This is a genomic window from Staphylococcus sp. SUC_1.2, assembly GCF_026222585.1.
The window spans coordinates 37,598-56,479 of the sequence record NZ_JANJPM010000006.1 but is presented as its reverse complement, the minus strand read 5'-3'; the positions used below and the strand labels follow the sequence as shown (position 1 = coordinate 56,479).

At 30.6% G+C, this 18,882-nt stretch carries 18 protein-coding genes; 13 read left to right on the top strand and 5 right to left on the bottom strand.

Going from position 1 to position 18,882, the window contains the following annotated elements; genetic code table 11:
- The 3 genes from NR218_RS03445 to NR218_RS03435 all read left to right on the top strand — a co-directional run bounded on the left by NR218_RS03445 (window position 1) and on the right by NR218_RS03435 (window position 2,643).
- Complete coding sequence (locus NR218_RS03445; protein ID WP_265883251.1) at window positions 1-879, top strand: EMYY motif lipoprotein; 879 nt, start codon at window positions 1-3, stop codon at window positions 877-879.
- Between the two features lie 114 nt (window positions 880-993).
- Window positions 994-1,314, top strand: coding sequence for a bacillithiol system redox-active protein YtxJ (gene ytxJ / locus NR218_RS03440; RefSeq protein WP_002449093.1), 321 nt, complete (start codon window positions 994-996; stop codon window positions 1,312-1,314).
- Window positions 1,315-1,518: 204 nt separating this feature from the next.
- Window positions 1,519-2,643 (top strand): glycerate kinase, encoded by a 1,125-nt coding sequence (locus tag NR218_RS03435; RefSeq protein ID WP_172473765.1) that lies wholly within the window; start codon window positions 1,519-1,521, stop codon window positions 2,641-2,643.
- A 45-nt stretch (window positions 2,644-2,688) separates the two neighbouring features.
- On the opposite strand, the gene pepT is transcribed toward NR218_RS03435, so the two are convergent.
- From pepT to gdpS, 4 genes are all read right to left on the bottom strand, one after another.
- Window positions 2,689-3,918 carry a peptidase T gene (gene pepT, locus NR218_RS03430; RefSeq protein WP_265883250.1) on the bottom strand — a complete coding sequence of 410 codons (1,230 nt, stop codon included), beginning with the start codon at window positions 3,916-3,918 and terminating at the stop codon, window positions 2,689-2,691.
- Window positions 3,919-3,932: 14 nt separating this feature from the next.
- Entirely contained in the window at window positions 3,933-4,427 is a 495-nt protein-coding gene (locus tag NR218_RS03425) for a threonine/serine exporter family protein (protein WP_002448047.1), read from the bottom strand.
- A gap of 16 nt (window positions 4,428-4,443) precedes the next feature.
- Complete coding sequence (locus tag NR218_RS03420) at window positions 4,444-5,205, bottom strand: threonine/serine exporter family protein (RefSeq protein WP_002448186.1); 762 nt, start codon at window positions 5,203-5,205, stop codon at window positions 4,444-4,446.
- A gap of 207 nt (window positions 5,206-5,412) precedes the next feature.
- Window positions 5,413-6,483, bottom strand: a complete 1,071-nt coding sequence (gene gdpS / locus NR218_RS03415) for a GGDEF domain-containing protein GdpS (RefSeq protein ID WP_017175933.1) — start codon at window positions 6,481-6,483, stop codon at window positions 5,413-5,415.
- 372 nt (window positions 6,484-6,855) lie between these two features.
- Between gdpS and NR218_RS03410 the strand changes: the two genes are divergently transcribed.
- Window positions 6,856-7,929, top strand: coding sequence for a glycosyltransferase family 4 protein (locus tag NR218_RS03410; RefSeq protein ID WP_265883249.1), 1,074 nt, complete (start codon window positions 6,856-6,858; stop codon window positions 7,927-7,929).
- Between the two features lie 64 nt (window positions 7,930-7,993).
- On the opposite strand, the gene NR218_RS03405 is transcribed toward NR218_RS03410, so the two are convergent.
- Entirely contained in the window at window positions 7,994-8,635 is a 642-nt protein-coding gene (locus NR218_RS03405) for a YigZ family protein (protein ID WP_017175931.1), read from the bottom strand.
- 140 nt (window positions 8,636-8,775) lie between these two features.
- Here NR218_RS03405 and fakB1 point away from each other — a divergent pair, with 140 nt between their 5' ends.
- The 9 genes from fakB1 (at window position 8,776) to NR218_RS03360 (ending at window position 18,766) form a co-directional block, all read left to right on the top strand.
- Window positions 8,776-9,642, top strand: coding sequence for a fatty acid kinase binding subunit FakB1 (gene fakB1 / locus NR218_RS03400; protein ID WP_017175930.1), 867 nt, complete (start codon window positions 8,776-8,778; stop codon window positions 9,640-9,642).
- Window positions 9,643-9,948: 306 nt separating this feature from the next.
- Window positions 9,949-11,031: a DEAD/DEAH box helicase family protein gene (locus tag NR218_RS03395; protein ID WP_017175929.1), complete on the top strand. Its 1,083-nt coding sequence runs from the start codon at window positions 9,949-9,951 to the stop codon at window positions 11,029-11,031.
- A complete protein-coding gene (locus NR218_RS03390) occupies window positions 11,024-11,701 on the top strand; it encodes a ComF family protein (protein ID WP_265883248.1) in 678 nt (225 codons plus the stop codon). Before NR218_RS03395 ends, NR218_RS03390 begins: the two co-directional genes overlap by 8 nt.
- Window positions 11,702-11,762: 61 nt before the next feature.
- The gene (gene hpf / locus NR218_RS03385; RefSeq protein ID WP_071560682.1) at window positions 11,763-12,338 is read left to right on the top strand and encodes a ribosome hibernation-promoting factor, HPF/YfiA family; all 576 of its coding nucleotides are present in this window, start codon (window positions 11,763-11,765) and stop codon (window positions 12,336-12,338) included.
- Between the two features lie 462 nt (window positions 12,339-12,800).
- Window positions 12,801-15,338 carry a preprotein translocase subunit SecA gene (gene secA / locus NR218_RS03380; protein WP_071560683.1) on the top strand — a complete coding sequence of 846 codons (2,538 nt, stop codon included), beginning with the start codon at window positions 12,801-12,803 and terminating at the stop codon, window positions 15,336-15,338.
- Between the two features lie 114 nt (window positions 15,339-15,452).
- Window positions 15,453-16,566, top strand: a protein-coding gene (gene prfB / locus NR218_RS03375; protein ID WP_100066499.1) for a peptide chain release factor 2 whose coding sequence is annotated in 2 segments (ribosomal slippage) — window positions 15,453-15,524 and window positions 15,526-16,566 — 1,113 coding nt in all. Because the reading frame shifts where the segments join, the coding sequence is not laid out codon by codon here.
- A 220-nt stretch (window positions 16,567-16,786) separates the two neighbouring features.
- Entirely contained in the window at window positions 16,787-17,677 is an 891-nt protein-coding gene (locus tag NR218_RS03370; protein ID WP_002448211.1) for a CHAP domain-containing protein, read from the top strand.
- A 208-nt stretch (window positions 17,678-17,885) separates the two neighbouring features.
- Complete coding sequence (locus NR218_RS03365) at window positions 17,886-18,533, top strand: YfbR-like 5'-deoxynucleotidase (RefSeq protein WP_017175923.1); 648 nt, start codon at window positions 17,886-17,888, stop codon at window positions 18,531-18,533.
- 5 nt (window positions 18,534-18,538) lie between these two features.
- Window positions 18,539-18,766 carry a CsbA family protein gene (locus NR218_RS03360; RefSeq protein WP_002448072.1) on the top strand — a complete coding sequence of 76 codons (228 nt, stop codon included), beginning with the start codon at window positions 18,539-18,541 and terminating at the stop codon, window positions 18,764-18,766.
- Window positions 18,767-18,882: the final 116 nt, after the last annotated feature.

Below are 18,882 nucleotides of genomic sequence, written 5' to 3'. Positions count from 1 at the left end.
ATGAAAAAATTAATAATACTTTCATTATGTTCACTATACTGTTTGATACTTTCTGGTTGTGGTCAGAATAATAACGAAGATTTAAATCGCTTCAAACAACACCTATCTAAAGTAGAGACCAAGCAAAAAAGCGTGGAAAAAGTGATGAATCAATTAGAGCTGAACCGTTTAAATGATATAAGTAAAACCGATACAACAGATAAAAATAAAAAGTCATTTGAACGACTACAGAAAAATATAAATCACCGTTTAGTGCCTGAGTTTAAAGAGTATGAAAAAGAAGCTAAACATCTTCCGGCTAAGACAAATAAAACTCGTCAATTAAAGAAAGATTATTTAAATCATGTGAGTAATCAACATCAATCTATAAAGGAAATTAAATCATTTGTAGATTTATATAATCAATCAGTTGTGGAAAATGAAAAAATTCTAAATTATACACATTCATTTGAAATAAATAGAGCACTAGTAGAAAAAGATATACGTAAAACAAATAATCAAGAAAATGCACATCTATTAAAATCTAAAATTGAAAACAATAATCGTAATTTACGAAAAACTGCTCAAAAATATTTAGAAAAGGATAATTATCCTACTTCAAAAGCAATTAATGAGCATATAAAACCACTGATACAAAAACAGATTAAAGATTTAAATCAGACTAATATTACAGATTCACATTTAAACAATGCTCGTAAAAATGCGATAGAAATGTACTATAATTTACTTGATTATTATGAGACACGTGAAACAACTATTAAGATTGAAGATCAACTTTCAAAAATTAATGTTGAGAAACTACCTAAAACGGGTAAAGATTTAAGTAAGGGAAATTACAACTTTAATACAGAATTAGAAAAAGTACAGCAAAACGAATAAAACCTAAATTTAAATTTTTGGTTAACATTATATGATGAAATGTGTATAATTGTAGCCATTGAGAAGTTTAATTTAAAAAAAGGGACAAAGTTAAAAAATTTAGAGGTGAATAGAATGGCTATAAAGCTGAGTTCGATTGACCAGTTTGAACAAGTATTAGAAGAACATAACGATGTATTTGTATTAAAACATAGTGACACATGTCCAATTTCAGCTGCAGCATTTGATCAATTTAATAAGTTTTTATATGAAAGAGACATAGATGGATATTATCTAGTAGTTCAAGAAGAAAGAAAACTTTCTGATTATATTGCTGAAAAGACAAATGTGAAACATGAATCACCACAAGCTTTTTATTTTGTAGATGGAAAAGCTGTATGGAATGCAAGTCACAGTGATATTAATGTATCTACATTAGCACAAGCTGAAGAGTAAGAAAGATAAATATATCGATTTAAGAGTCTGGTACATTTTTTGTTACCAGCTCTTTATTATATCTACATTTTTATCACTTTAAATGACTTTTATATTTATAAAATGTAAAAAATGAAATATGCGATGAACCTATGTATAATGTGAAAGTGAAGTTATAACGTATGAATTTAAGAAAGATAGAAAGTGGCATGAGGTGAAAATAGAATGAAAATTTTAGTAGCCATGGATGAATTTAACGGTATTATTTCGAGTTATCAAGCGAATCGTTATGTGGAAGAGGCAATAGCAAGTCAAATTGATCATGCAGATATTGTACAGGTACCTTTATTTAACGGACGTCATGAATTATTAAATTCAGTATTTCTTTGGCAATCAGGTACAAAATATAAAGTGAATGTTCATGATGCTGATATGAATGAGATTGAAACAATATATGGACAAACTGAAGAAGGTACTGTAATTATTGAAAGTAATTTATTTTCAAAAGGTCATAAAGCAATTGAACAACGTACTAGTTTTGGGTTAGGAGAAGTTATTTTAGATGCATTAAACAAGGACACAGATCATATTATTATATCTTTAGGTGGTATGGATAGTTTTGATGGTGGCGTAGGGATGCTACAAGCTTTAGGAGCTAAATTTTATGATGATGAAAATAGAGAACTTGACGCACGAGAAGGCGCACAAATGATTAAGTTCATTCGTCATATTGACATTTCTGGACTGCCTAGTACATTGGAAAATGTCAGACTACAAGTGATGACGGATTTTTCTAGTAAGTTGTATGGAAAAAATAGTGAAATTATGAAATTAAGCTATAACCATCAAATTCCACACAAAAAAGCAGTGGAAATTGATAATTTAATTTGGTACTTAAATGAGATTATGAAAAATGAATTACATATTGCTTTAGGGCCAATTGAACGTGGCGGAGCCGGTGGCGGTATAGCTGCGGTGTTGAAAGCATTATACAACACAGAAATTTTAACGAGTCATGAACTAGTAAATCAAATTACACATTTAGATGAGTTAGTATCTCAGGCAGATTTAATTATCTTTGGAGAGGGTTTAAAAGAAGAAGATCATATGCTTGAAACAACCACATTGACTATTGCGGAACTTACAGAAAAATATCACAAACCATCTATTGCAATTTGTGCGACTAATGATAAGTTTGATATATTTAATCATCATCGCGTAACAGCCATGTTTAACACATTTATTGAAATGCCGAAAACATACACAGATTTTAAAATGGGTCTTCAAATTAGACATTATACAGTTCAAGCTTTGCGATTATTAAAAACTACAGCTAATGGAATAAAATAAATAAAAAAGTTTAGTTCAAAGAATGAACTAAACTTTTTTTATTTATTATTTTTCATATTGTGTTACTTCTTGAGCAATACCGATAATCACTTGTACTGCTTTTTCCATTACATCGATAGAAGCATATTCAAATGGGCCATGGAAGTTTCCACATCCTGTAAAAATATTAGGTGTAGGTAAACCTTTAAATGAAAGCTGAGAACCATCAGTACCACCGCGTATAGGCGCAGTATTTGGTTTTATCTCTAAATCTGCAAATACTTTTTTAGGAATATCAATAATATACGGATGTGGCTTAATTTGTTCAGCCATATTATAGTATTGGTCTTCGATATCTACTTTTACTGGATAACCTTCATAATGAATATTAATATCATCACGAATTTCTAAAAGTTTTTTCTTTTTAAGTTCAAAAGATTTTCTATCATGATCTCTTATAATATATTGTAAAGAAGCTTTTTCAACTGTTCCTTCTATTTTCATTAAATGATAGAATCCTTCATAACCTTCTGTACGTTCTGGTACTTCATTAGCAGGTAGTAGACTATGGAATTGATGTGCTAATCCAATAGCATTAACCATAACGTTTTTTGCAGAACCAGGATGAACGTTTACACCATGTGTAGTGATTGTTGCTTCTGCTGCATTAAAACTTTCGAATTGTAATTCTCCAAACTCACTGCCATCCATAGTATAGGCGAAATCGGCATTAAAGCGTTCCACATTAAATTTGTGAGGACCACGACCTATTTCTTCATCAGGTGTAAAAGCTATACGTATGCGACCATGTTTAATTTCTGGATGGGTCTGCAAGTATTTTACTGCTTCCATAATTTCTACAACACCTGCTTTATCATCGGCACCGAGTAAAGATGTACCATCTGTAATCATTAGAGTGTGACCTTCTAATTTTTTAAGTTCTGGAAATACATCTTGACTTAATACTCGATTTGTTTGACCTAATTTAATAGGTTGACCATCATAATCTTCTATAATCTGAGGATTAACATTTGTCGCATTAAAATCTGGTGAGGTATCTACATGTGCTAAGAAACCGACCGTAGGAACTTCTTTTTCTATGTTACTTTCTAAAGTGGCAAACAGATAACCATTATTATCCAATTCTGTTTCTAATCCAAAGTCTTGCAGTTCTTTTTGTAATAAATGTAATAAATCCCATTGTTTCTCAGTAGAAGGCGTCGATTTCGATTCGGGATTTGATTGTGTATCTATTTTCACATATCTTGATAATCTATCTATAATCTGTATTTTCATGACGAAACATCCCCTTAGACTCTATTGTTCATATTATAAGATTTTCTGTACGTTTTTCCTTTAATTTTACCATAAAATTGCTTAATACGTGTGTAAATATAATAGAGAATTTCTGCTACTAATATTCCAAAAGCAATTGAACCAGAAATTAATGTGACCTCTAGAAATGTATTCACAGCATGAGTATAGTCATTAGATACTAAAAATCGTGTTGCTTCATATGCTGTACCACCAGGAACAAGAGGGATTATACCTGGCACAATGAAGATAATAACGGGTCTTTTATAGCGTCGACTCATCACATGACTTAATAAACCAAGAATTAAACTACCTAAAAACGCAGCGCCAACTTTTCCTAAATCCATATCTACGGTATATTGATAAATTGTCCAAGCTAAGGCGCCGACAAATCCACAAGCAAGTAAAAGTCGTTTAGGAGCGTTAAATATAATAGAAAAAAGTACTGTCGAAATAAAACTTATAACAAAATGAAATAAATAAAATAACATACATAAACAGCCTTTCTTAAAGAATTAATAAAACAATCGCTACGCCTGCACCAATAGCAAATGATGTTAGTGCAGCTTCTACACCACGAGACATTCCAGCAAGTAGCTCGCCAGCCATTAAATCTCTAATAGCGTTACAAATTAAAATTCCAGGTACTAAGGGCATAACACTAGAAATTGTTATAATATTTTGATTTGTAGCAATGCCTAGTTTAGTAAATGTAACAGCAATTGTAATAACTACTGCTGATGCTACAAATTCAGAAAAGAATTTAATTTGAATGAAACGCTGGACAAAGCTAAAAGTTAAGAACGCAGCACCGCCAGCTAAAATAGCAATCCAGCAATCAGAAACAACACCGCCAAACATGAGTAAGAAAAAGCCACATGCAATTGCCGCAGCAAAAAAATTCAATAAAAAAGAATATTGTAATGAAGCTTTACTTAGATGAATCAGTTCTGATTTAGCTTCATCAATAGTTAACTCATTTTTAGCAATCTTTCTAGAAAGACTATTTGTAAGAGCAATTTTTTCTAAATCTGTAGTACGATCTCTAATTCTTATAAGCCTTGTATTTGTTCGATCATTAAGTGAGAAAATGATAGCGGTCGATGTGACAAAGCTATATGTATCATTTAAACCATAACTGTGAGCAATTCGATTCATAGTGTCTTCAACACGGTAAGTTTCAGCTCCAGATTCTAAGAGAATACGACCAGCTATTAACACAACATCAATCACCTTATTTTCATCGATAATAGTGATTGAATTATTCATAAAAGCACCTCCACAATAATTAAAATATATAATGATTTTCGTGTATATCTATAATATTCTTCGCTTGTATTAATACTTTATTACTAAATCAGTCATTTTAAAAGTAGAATAACAAATAAATAATATAGATGTTAAATGAGTATAAAAAAGAGATGCAACAGAATTCATTTCGAATTCCACGTTCCATCTCAAATTAAATCGTAACGTCTATAATTTAATTATAGGATTAAACATTACTTGATTACGACCTTCTTTTTTAGCTACATGGACCATATCATCGGCGTCTTTAAATACTTTACGTTGAGATTTATATTCATCTTGAGATAAATAACCAACGCCAATAGATACAGATAATTTTATAACTTCCTTATTAGGTAAATGGAACGAAGATTTTTCGACTGCCATCCTAATATTTTCAGCAAGTTTCACACTTTGATCTAAAGAATAATCGAAGATAACGATAGAAAATTCTTCACCGCCATTACGGAAGATTTTAAATTGATGTGGTACATAATTTTTAAGCAATTGAGACATTTGTTTTAGTACAGCGTCTCCTGCTTTATGAGTATATGTATCATTAACATCTTTAAATCCGTCAATGTCAACGAGTAAAAGTGCGAGACTAGTATGTTCTATTTCGGCTTTTTGAGAAATCTTATTTAAATGTCTATCAAATTCTTTTACATTACCTAAACCTGTTAAATAATCGTACTTATCCTCGTTTTCGTACCGTGTAACAAGCGAAAAGAAATGCCAGATATCAACAAAGGTAATAGCAGAAGTAATCGTTAGTACGAATGAAATAGGTATAAGCATAATTAATTCAGTTAAATCATATAAAGTTGTGAAGATAGATAAAACAAAAATAATAACAATACTGATAGCATTTAAAATAATTAAAGCAATAATATCATTTTTTTTAAGAAACGGCCCAATTAAACTAACAATAATACCTATTATAATAAGAACGACGCCATAAAAAAATGAATTTCCGAATAAAAATATATCCACTAGACTTATGATAAGTGAGGCAATAAAAGTGTAACCGACGTTTGTATAGCGACCAAGGAATAGTAACGGGACGAAAGTTAGGCGAATAAGATATTGATGATGAAAAGGAATAGGGTAAGCTGTTAATAGTAATGCCACCAAAGTCATTAAAATTGTGACATAACCTTTAGAAAATATCATGATTTTATTTTCTGAATATTGTAATCGATGGAATAAATAAATTCCAGCTACCATAACGGCAATATTGTAAATAATTGCTTCAATCATATTGGGATCGACTCCTTTAAATTAACCATTAGTAATTGTAAGTGAAAACTTACTATTTGTCATTAAGTTGTTTGTTATAAAATATATATTATGAATTTCAGATAGACTTTCATGTTCAAATTTATAACAAAATGATATGATATAAAAAATACGTATCTTTACAAAAAATTTACAATTAATTTTAATTAGTTTATGATACATGATTAAAAGTGGTCTATTTAATGAATAGATTATTACGAAGAAAATAAATAGACTAATAATATATAAAATTGAAAAAGTATATATACTACTATAGTCTAATTTAAAAAATTAATAATAATTGTTTAAATAGTATAGATGAAAAAATAACAGGAATATATTGAAGGTGAACTGATGTATACTTTATTACTTATTGTTGTAACATTGGTAATCAGTTTAATAATAACACCTATTATAATAAAGGTTTCTTTTAAATTTAATTTAGTAGATCGACCTAACTATAGAAAAGTACATACAAAACCAGTATCAGTCATGGGAGGTACTGTCATACTACTTTCATTTCTTATTGGTTTATGGTTAGGTCATCCCATAGAGAGAGCAGTCAAACCTTTGGTAATTGGTTTAATTATTATGTATTTTGTAGGCATCATTGATGATATTTATGATTTGAAGCCAATTTTAAAATTAATTGGACAAATTATAGCAGCATCAGTTGTCGTTTTTTACGGGATTACCATAGATTTTATTTCTTTTCCAATTGGTCCAACCATTCATTTTGGTATTTTAAGTATACCGATTACAATTATATGGATTGTAGCAATAGCAAATGCAATAAATTTAATAGATGGTTTAGATGGTTTGGCATCAGGTGTGTCAGTTATTGGTTTAACTACCATTGGTTTCATAGCTATATTACAAGGAAATGTATTTATCATTATGATTTGTAGCTTGTTGATTGGCGCATTACTTGGCTTCTTATTCTTTAATTTCCATCCCGCTACAATCTTTCTAGGCGATAGTGGAGCATTAATGATTGGATTTATTATTGGCTTTTTATCCTTACTAGGTTTTAAAAATATCACATTTATTTCTTTATTCTTCCCAATTGTTATTTTAGCGGTACCATTTATTGATACCTTATTTGCAATGATTAGAAGAGTGAGAAATGGTCAACACATTATGCAAGCAGATAAATCACATTTACATCATAAACTTCTTGCATTAGGATATACACATCGTCAAACAGTATTACTGATATACTCTATTGCGATTATGTTTAGTTTATCGAGTATTATATTGTATTTATCTCAACCATTAGGTGTATTACTAATGTTTATCTTAATCGTCATCACAATTGAACTCATCGTTGAATTTACTGGTTTAATAGATGATAGTTATCGTCCTATTCTTAATTTAATTTCTAAAAAAAATGACGATGCATCTCGCCATAAGACAAACCATAAATAATACTTTTATTCATTTATTTACAAAAGCCAGCAATCTTAAGCGTTTGCTGGCTTTTGTAATTTAATTAATTTGTTTCAATATCAAAAGGTAATTGCTTAGGTGTATCTTTTTCTAAATCATATTGACTTGCTGTATTACGGTTTAAAAATTCGATAAATGAGTCGTATTCTGTTTCTACAACATCAATCTTATAACTCACTTTATCAGTGTAAACTTTGTCTCTTAGAAAAAAAGAGGTTGAAGCAAGTTCATACTCAAATTTACCTGTTAAGTCATAATTAATGGTAACAGTAGTGGGAATAGCATTTCTTAATTCTACACGGCCGATATCGTAAATCACATCTCGTACTGCACCACTATATGCACGAATTAATCCGCCACCGCCAAGTTTAATGCCACCAAAATACCGAGTAACTACTACACAAGCATTGTGAATATCCAGTTTTTTTAATATTTCAAGCATAGGAATACCTGCTGTTCCTGTTGGTTCTCCATCATCGTTGGCTTTTTGTATATTCATTTGATTGCCAACAGTATACGCAGAACAATTATGTGTTGCTTCTTTATGAGTTTGTTTTACTTCTTCTATAAACATCTTAGCCTCTTCTTCTGAGAAAACAGGTTTGATATGAGCAATAAATCGAGATTTATTAATTGTATTTTCAATAATATGTTCTTTTTTTATAGTAATAACATGATCACTCAATTGATAAATACCTCCACGATATGATTAATATGAATTTTATTATACACGTTTGTTTTCTTTTAGATAAATAATTGATTATGAATTTCCTTTTTTATTAAAATAATTTATAATACTGTTGAGTATAATTGAGGAGGACGATTATGAAAATTGCAGTAATGACAGACTCTACTGCGAATCTGCCAAAACATATTATTGAAAAATATCAGATACCAGTTGCACCACTGAGTGTAACATTTGATGATGGAGAAACATTTACTGAACATCCAGATCTTTCAAAAGAATCTTTTTATAAAAAAATGGCCGCATCTAAAACAATTCCTACAACAAGTCAACCAGCTATTGGTGAATGGATAAAGAACTATGAGGAATTAAGAGATAAAGGTTATACAGATGTTATCGTCTTTAATTTATCAAGTGGGATTAGTGGTAGTTATCAATCAGCAACACAAGCAGGTGAAATGGTAGATGGCATTCAAGTCCACACATTTGATACAAGATTAGCTTCTATGATTGAAGGCAGCTATGTGATTTATACATTAAAATTGATTGAAGACGGAGCAACCCCTAACGAAATTATTGAGGAATTAACGTCTATTCGTAAAGATACAGGTGCATACTTATTTGTTGATGATTTAAAAAATTTACAAAAAAGTGGTCGTATTACTGGTGCCCAAGCATGGATTGGAACACTTTTACAAATGAAGCCAGTGCTTAAGTTTGAAGAAGATGGAAAAATTCATCCTTTAGAAAAAGTACGTACACGTAAGCGAGCTTATAATTCTATAGAACAACATGCACTTGATATTGCGAAAAATATTAATGATGTAACAGTGTTTGTGATTAATGGCGATAAAATAAAAGAGGGTAAAGATTTTTGTGCTAAATTAAAAGAGAAATATTCAAACATTAATATTCAATATTGTGAATATGGACCAGTCATTGCATCTCATTTAGGTTCAGGTGGAATCGGAGTTGGATATTTCCCAAGAAAAATTGTAATCGAATAAGATGAAGGTCTAATCGTTAAAAGTGAGAACATGGAGGGTTAAGGTACCCATCTCCTTTTCGATTAGACTTTTTTTATTTTAATAAGGAAGTGATGAAATATTAAATATTATGGAAGATTAGTATCTTCAGAAATAGAATTAAAAGATGAAATAATCAGTGAGAAAACGTTAGGTATCGTAAAGAGTTCAAAAGGATATCGGTGTATTCAATGTGGTAATGAAGATAGTGCTCATTTCTATCAATATTTTTCCTCTATTCTTAATAAAGAAGTAATATATTGTCGACAATGTATACATTTAGGAAGAATGGATAATATTACTGAATATAAAATCATTAAAAGTAAAAATGTTAAATCAGAGGGATTATATACATTATCTTTTAAATTATCTGAACAGCAATGTTATGCATCTGAAAAAATCTTATCTGCTATAGAAAACTGTGAAGACTTACTATTATATGCGGTAACTGGTGCAGGAAAAACAGAGATGATATATGAGGGTATTAGCTTATCACGTAAAAGAGGATTTAATGTAGCAATCATCTCTCCAAGAGTAGATGTAGTAGTAGAGATTAGCCAGCGTATTAAAGAAGTTTTTTTGAAAGAAAATATTGACGTATTGCATCAATCAAGTAAACAACAATATAACGGACATTTTGTAATTTGTACTATCCATCAACTATATCGATTTAAAAATCACTTTGAAGTTATTTTTGTCGATGAAATTGATGCATTTCCGCTGCCTATGGATCATCATCTACAAAATGCTATTAAACAAGCGGCTAAACCGCTATCTACATTGATTTATATGACTGCAACGCCACCTAGACATTTACTGCGTCAAATACCAAAACATCGCATTATACAGTTACCTGCTCGCTTTCATAGACACCCATTACCAGTTCCAAAATTTAAATATTTTAAATTAAATATGAATCGTACTCAAAGTTTTTTAAAGTATATGTTATTAAATCAGATTGAACATAAAAGATTTACGTTAGTATTTTTTAATAATATAGAAAAGATGATTAAGATATCCGAATACTATAAAAAAATATTTTCAGATTTGATATGTATTTCAAGTGAAGATGCTTTACGTTTTGAAAAAGTGAAAGCACTTCGTGAAGGAAAACATCGAATTGTTTTTACAACAACAATTTTAGAACGTGGATTTACTATGGCTCAATTAGACGTTATCGTAATTAATGCAGATACATTTGAAAAGGCTGCATTAGTACAAATTGCTGGAAGAGTTGGACGTAAACAAGAAGCTCCCACAGGAATGGTATTATTTCTTCATGAAGGTGTGAGTATATCAATGTTGATGGCTAAAAAAGATATTACAAGAATGAATAAATTAGGGATTCAAAGAGGGTGGATCGATGAATAAATGTATTCAGTGTGCTACTTCTATTCACGAAGAGTTATCTATATTTAATTTTTATAAACCACCACAACAATTTTGTGAAACATGCAAAAAACAATGGCAAGCCATTAAGCTTGATATCAATGATGAAAAAAGATGTACAAGATGCCTTAATTATAAAATAAAAGCGAGTGATGAATGTTTAGACTGTAAATGTCTCAATCAACAATTTACGCTAATGTCACAACTGTATTGTGAATATAAATATGATGGAATAATGAAAGAAACGATTCATCATTATAAATTTATGAAAGATTATTATTTAGCTGAGGTTTTAGCTTCAAAGTTAACATTGCCTAAAACGTCATACGATTATATTGTCCCTATTCCATCCCCTTATAAAAGAGATGAACATCGAACGTTTAATCCAGTAACCACTGTTTTGGACAAAATGGGTATAAGCTATATAGAATTATTAGGCACACGTTCACGACCTAAGCAATCAAGACTTGGAAAAAAAGAACGATTTAAAGCTGACAATCCGTTCTATCTTAAAGAAAATATAGATATTACAAATAAAAATATTTTACTGATTGATGATATCTATACTACAGGTTTGACAGTTCATTATGCTGGAAGTGTATTATGTAATAAAAAAGTCAGAAAATTCAAAGTGTTTGCGTTTTCAAGATGACTTAAACATGATATTATAATAGTAAGAATTACCAATATTAGAGGTTAAAGGAGAGATAACTATGATTAGATTTGAAATTCATGGAGATAACCTCACTATTACAGATGCTATCCGCAACTATATTGAGGAAAAAATTGGTAAACTTGAACGTTATTTTAATAATGTGCCAAATGCAGTTGCACATGTAAAAGTTAAAACGTATCAAAATTCAGCTACTAAAATCGAGGTAACAATTCCTTTGAAAAATGTTACATTGAGAGCTGAAGAACGACACGACGATTTATACGCAGGCATTGATTTAGTTACAAGCAAATTAGAACGTCAAGTTCGTAAATATAAAACGCGTGTGAATCGTAAGAATAGAGATAATGGAGAACTAGAACCATTTATTGCTGAGCAACAAACAGTAGTGAATGAGAATGTGGAAGCGACTTCTGAATCATCAAATGAGAATGAAATAGAAATTATTCGTTCTAAACAGTTTAGCTTAAAACCAATGGATTCTGAAGAAGCAGTATTACAAATGGATTTATTAGGGCATGATTTTTACATTTTTACAGATCGTGAAACAGATGGTACAAGTATTGTGTATCGACGTAAAGATGGTAAATATGGTCTGATTGAAACAACTGAATAGTTGAATGTAGACGTTCTTTACGAAAGTTTAAGTATGAGAGGAGCTATGACTAGAATTGAAAATGCATGACATAGGCACGTATTCAATTCAGTCAATGACTACTCCCTTGTTTAAAGGTACCTGAGACAATTTGATGTCCCAGGTACTTTTATTATTTAGAAGAGAATAATAAATATTATATGTATCGTACAATGTGAAGAATGAGTATGAAGCTACTATCAACTAGCTATTTTACACTTATTCATGGACGGTATAATCATGCTATGCTAATGTAATGAGGTAATTAAAAATTAAAGGATAGTAAGTTTTTTGAAATAGAAAGAAAGTTTAGATATAAAAGTAATTATTGTACACAATTAAGCATATCATTTATATGAGTATTTAAGTATAAATTTGAACTTATAAATGATATTATAAATTGTTGTAGGCCAAACAGTTTTTTTAGCTAAAGGAGCGAACATAATGGGATTTTTATCAAAAATTGTTGACGGCAATAAGAAAGAAGTGAAACGTTTAAGTAAAAAAGCTGATGAAGTACTTGCTTTAGAGGAAAAAATGGCGATTTTAACTGACGAAGAAATCAGAAATAAAACAAAGCAATTTCAAGAAGAAGCACAAGCAATTGAAGATGTAAAAAAACAAAATGACTATTTAGATAAAATTTTACCACAAGCATTTGCATTAGTACGTGAAGGTGCAAAACGTGTATTTAACATGTCACCTTATAAAGTCCAAGTTATGGGTGGTATTGCTATTCATAAAGGCGATATTGCAGAAATGAGAACTGGTGAAGGTAAAACATTAACTGCGACAATGCCAACGTATTTAAATGCTTTAGCAGGGCGAGGTGTTCATGTTATTACAGTCAATGAATACTTATCTAGTGTTCAAAGTGAAGAAATGGCTGAATTATATGAGTTTTTAGGTTTAACAGTTGGTTTAAATCTAAATAGCAAATCTACTGAAGAAAAACGTGAAGCATACGCAAAAGACATTACTTATAGTACAAATAATGAATTAGGCTTTGATTACTTAAGAGATAATATGGTGAATTATGCGGAAGAACGCGTAATGAGACCATTACATTTTGCTATTATTGATGAGGTTGACTCTATTTTAATAGATGAGGCAAGAACACCGCTAATTATTTCAGGTGAAGCTGAAAAGTCAACGTCTCTTTATACTCAAGCGAATGTTTTTGCTAAGATGTTAAAAGCGGATGAAGATTATAAATATGATGAAAAAACAAAAGCTGTTCATTTAACAGAACAAGGTGCAGATAAAGCAGAACGAATGTTTAAAATTGATAATTTATATGATGTTCAAAATGTAGATATTATTAGTCATATTAATACTGCTTTAAGAGCACATGTGACTTTACAACGCGATGTCGATTACATGGTCGTAGATGGAGAAGTATTAATTGTAGATCAATTCACTGGTCGTACAATGCCTGGACGTCGTTTTTCTGAAGGATTGCATCAAGCTATTGAAGCTAAAGAAGGCGTGAAAATTCAAAATGAATCTAAAACAATGGCTTCAATTACTTTCCAAAACTACTTCCGTATGTATAATAAATTAGCTGGAATGACTGGGACTGCTAAAACTGAAGAAGAAGAGTTCCGTAATATCTATAATATGACAGTAACTCAAATTCCAACGAACAAACCTGTTCAACGTCAAGATAAGTCTGATTTAATTTATATTAGTCAAAAAGGAAAGTTTGATGCAGTTGTAGACGATGTGGTTGAAAAACATAAACAAGGGCAACCCGTTTTATTAGGTACTGTTGCAGTAGAAACAAGTGAATACATTTCAAATTTATTGAAAAAACGCGGTATACGTCATGATGTATTAAATGCGAAGAATCATGAAAGAGAAGCTGAAATTGTAGCCAATGCAGGACAAAAAGGTGCAGTTACTATTGCTACTAATATGGCTGGACGTGGAACAGACATTAAATTAGGTGAAGGCGTAGAAGAAATAGGTGGCCTTGCAGTAATAGGCACTGAAAGACATGAATCTCGTCGTATTGATGATCAATTACGTGGTCGTTCAGGTCGTCAAGGAGATAAAGGGGATAGTCGTTTCTACTTATCATTACAAGATGAATTAATGGTTCGTTTTGGTTCTGAAAGACTTCAAAAAATGATGAATCGTTTAGGTATGGATGATTCAACGCCAATAGAATCTAAAATGGTTTCACGCGCAGTTGAATCAGCTCAAAAACGTGTTGAAGGAAATAACTTTGATGCACGTAAACGTATTCTCGAGTATGATGAAGTATTACGTAAACAACGTGAAATTATTTATAATGAACGTAATAGCATTATAGATTCAGAAGATAGTTCAGAAATTGTTATTGCGATGATGCGTACTACTTTACAGAGAGCGATTAACTACTATATTAACGATGAAGATGATAATCCTGATTATGGACCATTTATAAATTATGTTAATGATGTGTTTATTCAAGAAGGAGAATTAACTGAAGAAGAAATTAAAGGTAAAGATTCTGAAGACATTTTTGAAGTGGTATGGACTAAAATTGAAAAAGGTTATGAAAGCCAAAAAGAAAACATTGGAGATCAAATGCCTGAATTTGAACGTATGATTTTATTACGTTCTATTGATACTCATTGGACTGACCATATTGATACAATGGATCAGTTACGCCAAGGTATACACTTACGTTCATATGCACAACAAAATCCACTTCGTGATTACCAAAATGAAGGACACGAGTTATTTGACTTAATGATGCAAGCTATTGAAGAAGATACGTCTAAATATATATTAAAATCTGTTATTCAAGTAGACGAACAAGTTGAACGTGAAAAAACAACAGATTTTGGCAAGGCACAACACGTATCTGCTGAAGATGGCAAAGAAAAAGCAAAAAAACAACCGATTGTAAAAGGTGAAAAAATCGGACGTAATGATCCTTGTCCTTGTGGTAGTGGTAAAAAATATAAAAATTGCCATGGTAAAGAAGATTAATATCAAGTAATTATAATTAGGCGAGATCGAGACGTATATTGCTTATCATTTAAAAGCTTTTGTCGCGATCTCGTATTTTATTTAAAGAATTTATAAATAAAGGAGACATATATAGTGGAATTATCAGAAATCAAACGTAATATTGATGAATATAATAATGATTTAGAACAAATTAGGGGGTCTCTTTGACTTAGAAAATAAAGAAACAAATATTCAAGAATATGAAGAAATGATGACAGAACCAGACTTTTGGGATAACCAAAATAAAGCTCAAGATGTTATTGATAAAAATAATGCATTAAAATCGATAGTTAATGGTTACTATGAGCTCAATCATAAATTAGAAGATATGGATGCAACATGGGAATTACTTCAAGAGGAATATGATGATGAAATCAAAGAAGATTTAGAACAAGATATTGTATCATTCAGAGAACAAATCGATCAGTTTGAATTACAATTATTATTAGATGGTCCACATGATGCAAATAATGCTATTTTAGAGTTGCATCCTGGTGCTGGAGGGACCGAATCTCAAGACTGGGCTAGCATGTTATTAAGAATGTACCAAAGATATGGTGAACAACAAGGCTTTAAAATAGAAACCATCGATTATTTACCAGGTGATGAAGCGGGAGTAAAAAGCGTTACATTATTGATTAAAGGTCATAACGCCTACGGTTACTTAAAAGCAGAAAAAGGAGTACACCGACTTGTAAGAATTTCACCTTTTGATTCATCTGGAAGACGTCATACGTCATTTGCTTCTTGTGATGTTATACCAGAATTTGATAATGATGAGATAGAAATAGAAATTAATCCTGATGATATTACAGTAGATACATTTAGAGCGTCAGGTGCAGGTGGACAACATATCAATAAAACAGAGTCTGCAATCCGTATTACTCACCATCCAACCGGAATTGTAGTGAATAACCAAAATGAACGTTCTCAAATCAAGAACCGTGAAGCTGCAATGAAAATGTTGAAATCTAAATTATATCAATTGAAGTTAGAAGAGCAAGAACGTGAAATGGCAGAAATTCGTGGTGAACAAAAAGAAATAGGATGGGGTAGTCAAATTCGTTCGTATGTATTCCATCCATATTCTATGGTAAAAGATCATCGTACAAATGAAGAGACTGCTAAGGTAGATGCAGTAATGGATGGAGATATTGCGCCATTTATAGAAGCTTATTTACGACAAACGATGTCACAAAATGATTGATTGAGTTGTTTATTAATAAAAAATAAAATTTTAAAATCTAAATAAATCTAACTTTAAAATGTAATTCGTGACTTGTAATATTACTAATTTAATCAATTTAAACTAATTTAGGAGTGTTATTTAACCTTTATATTACAAGGTTTTAACATTCCTCTTTTTTAATGTTGTTTATGCTAAAGTATTAATGAACAAGCATACACTACAGCAAAGGAATGACAACATGTTAAAAAAATCAATGACTGTAACATTTGCTTCAATTGCAGCAATTACAGGTTTAAATACGTTAGCACATGCACAACAAACACACATTGTTAAAGAAAAAACAAATGTAGAAGCATTGGCACAACAATTTTCTACAACTGCAGATGAGATAAAAAAATTAAATCATATAGGTAATGAGGAAGTTGAAAAAGATATTTCAATAGTTGTACCTGATAAAGATATTGTTGAAGTTAAATCGGGTGATACATTAAACAACATTGCGAATGCTCATCATTTAACATTAGATGAATTATATGCATTTAATCCAGGAGTAAAACCGTTAATTCATCCTGGTGATTTAATCGCAGTAAGTGACAAAGGTTCAGCAACATTAGAAAGTCAATTGATAAGTGATAGTAGTGTATATGCTACGCCTTATTCAAGTGAAACTGAAACTGCACCATTAAGTTATAATAGCGCTGAAACTGCGTCATATGTAGCGTCTCCATCATATGTTACTAGTAATAATTACAATACTGAAACAGTAAGTGCACCAGTATATTATAATAATAGCGCTTTAAATAACCAAGGTAATCATTATTATTTTGGTAACTGTACATATTATGCATTTGATCGTAGACAACAATTAGGACGTTCAGTAGGGAGCTATTGGGGAAATGCAAATAATTGGGCAAGCTCAGCTAGAAATGCTGGTTTAGTGGTCGATCATCGTCCAGAAGTGGGTGCTGTTTTCCAAACACCAGCGGGTTATTATGGTCATGTGGGCATCGTAGAACGTGTGAACAATGATGGTTCGTTTTATGTTTCAGAGATGAATTGGAATGGTCATTTCAATGATGTTACAAATAGAACAATTTATAATTCGTCTAGTTATAATTTTATACATTAAATTTTCAAAGGATTTATAATGTTAAAGCATCAACAAAGCTTGTGTTTTGTTGATGTTTTTTTAGTTATTAATAATGCAATGTATTGTTTAAAAAAAGAAATAAAAGTTATGAAATTATCACAATTAAAACTTTTTACTAAACGATTGATTGATATAATAAATACAAGTATAATTTCTATTTAATAATATAAGGAGGTATAACCGCATTATGGGGGTTCATCAATACTTTAAACGTTTATCTGATCTTGAAAAATTAATAAGATTACCAGGAAAATTCAAATATTTTGAGCATAATGTTGCAGCACATTCATTTAAAGTTACTAAAATAGCTCAATACTTAGCAACAGTTGAAGAATATCATGGTAATTCAATTGATTGGAAAAGCTTGTATGAAAAAGCCCTTAACCATGATTTTGCAGAAGTATTTACAGGGGATATTAAGACACCAGTTAAATATGCAAGTAGAGAATTAAAAATGTTATTTTCTCAAGTCGAAGAAGAAATGGTAGATACGTTCATTAATGAAGAAATTCCGAAGCCATACCAAGATATTTATCGTAAAAGACTTCAAGAGGGAAAAGATGATTCTTTAGAAGGCCAAATTTTATCAGTAGCTGATAAAATTGATTTATTATATGAAACGTTTGGTGAAATTCAAAAACGTAATCCGGAAGATCTGTTTTTTGAAATTTATGAACATAGCCTAGAAACAATAATGCAATTTGATCATTTAAGTTCAGTACAAGATTTTATTGATCACGTTATACCGGAAATGCTTACAGAAAACTTTATTCCTCGTGCTGAACTACGTGAAACAACAATGTCAATCTTAGAACGACGAAGAAGAAATGAGTGAATATAATGGTATGGTATACTTTAGCTGCTTTCTTTCCTTGTATCTTAGTTATTTTATTTAGTGTCATTACCAGAAGTAAATGGGTAGGCGTTATTGTAACATTGATATTAATTGCCGCTTCAGTGTATAAAGGATTTTTTCATAATGAATGGATTATATTTTTAGATGTAGTATCTATCCTAGCTGGTTATGTGATTATTGATAATTTAGAATTTCACAAACATCAAGACTAAGCCAAAAAATTGCAGTACTATACCATTTGTTTTATATTATTAATACATATCTAATAAAAATACGTCAACATATTAAGATGAGGCATAAATATAGAAGTGAATTTATATTTGTGTCT

Bases quoted from the DNA above. Each gene is read 5' to 3' on its own strand.
- NR218_RS03445 (WP_265883251.1), top strand. From the start codon at position 1: ATGAAAAAATTAATAATACTTTCATTATGTTCACTATACTGTTTGATA.
- ytxJ (WP_002449093.1), top strand. From the start codon at position 994: ATGGCTATAAAGCTGAGTTCGATTGACCAGTTTGAACAAGTATTAGAA.
- NR218_RS03435 (WP_172473765.1), top strand. From the start codon at position 1,519: ATGAAAATTTTAGTAGCCATGGATGAATTTAACGGTATTATTTCGAGT.
- pepT (WP_265883250.1), bottom strand. From the start codon at position 3,918: ATGAAAATACAGATTATAGATAGATTATCAAGATATGTGAAAATAGAT.
- NR218_RS03425 (WP_002448047.1), bottom strand. From the start codon at position 4,427: ATGTTATTTTATTTATTTCATTTTGTTATAAGTTTTATTTCGACAGTA.
- NR218_RS03420 (WP_002448186.1), bottom strand. From the start codon at position 5,205: ATGAATAATTCAATCACTATTATCGATGAAAATAAGGTGATTGATGTT.
- gdpS (WP_017175933.1), bottom strand. From the start codon at position 6,483: ATGATTGAAGCAATTATTTACAATATTGCCGTTATGGTAGCTGGAATT.
- NR218_RS03410 (WP_265883249.1), top strand. From the start codon at position 6,856: ATGTATACTTTATTACTTATTGTTGTAACATTGGTAATCAGTTTAATA.
- fakB1 (WP_017175930.1), top strand. From the start codon at position 8,776: ATGAAAATTGCAGTAATGACAGACTCTACTGCGAATCTGCCAAAACAT.
- NR218_RS03395 (WP_017175929.1), top strand. From the start codon at position 9,949: ATGGATAATATTACTGAATATAAAATCATTAAAAGTAAAAATGTTAAA.
- NR218_RS03390 (WP_265883248.1), top strand. From the start codon at position 11,024: ATGAATAAATGTATTCAGTGTGCTACTTCTATTCACGAAGAGTTATCT.
- hpf (WP_071560682.1), top strand. From the start codon at position 11,763: ATGATTAGATTTGAAATTCATGGAGATAACCTCACTATTACAGATGCT.
- secA (WP_071560683.1), top strand. From the start codon at position 12,801: ATGGGATTTTTATCAAAAATTGTTGACGGCAATAAGAAAGAAGTGAAA.
- NR218_RS03370 (WP_002448211.1), top strand. From the start codon at position 16,787: ATGTTAAAAAAATCAATGACTGTAACATTTGCTTCAATTGCAGCAATT.
- NR218_RS03365 (WP_017175923.1), top strand. From the start codon at position 17,886: ATGGGGGTTCATCAATACTTTAAACGTTTATCTGATCTTGAAAAATTA.
- NR218_RS03360 (WP_002448072.1), top strand. From the start codon at position 18,539: ATGGTATGGTATACTTTAGCTGCTTTCTTTCCTTGTATCTTAGTTATT.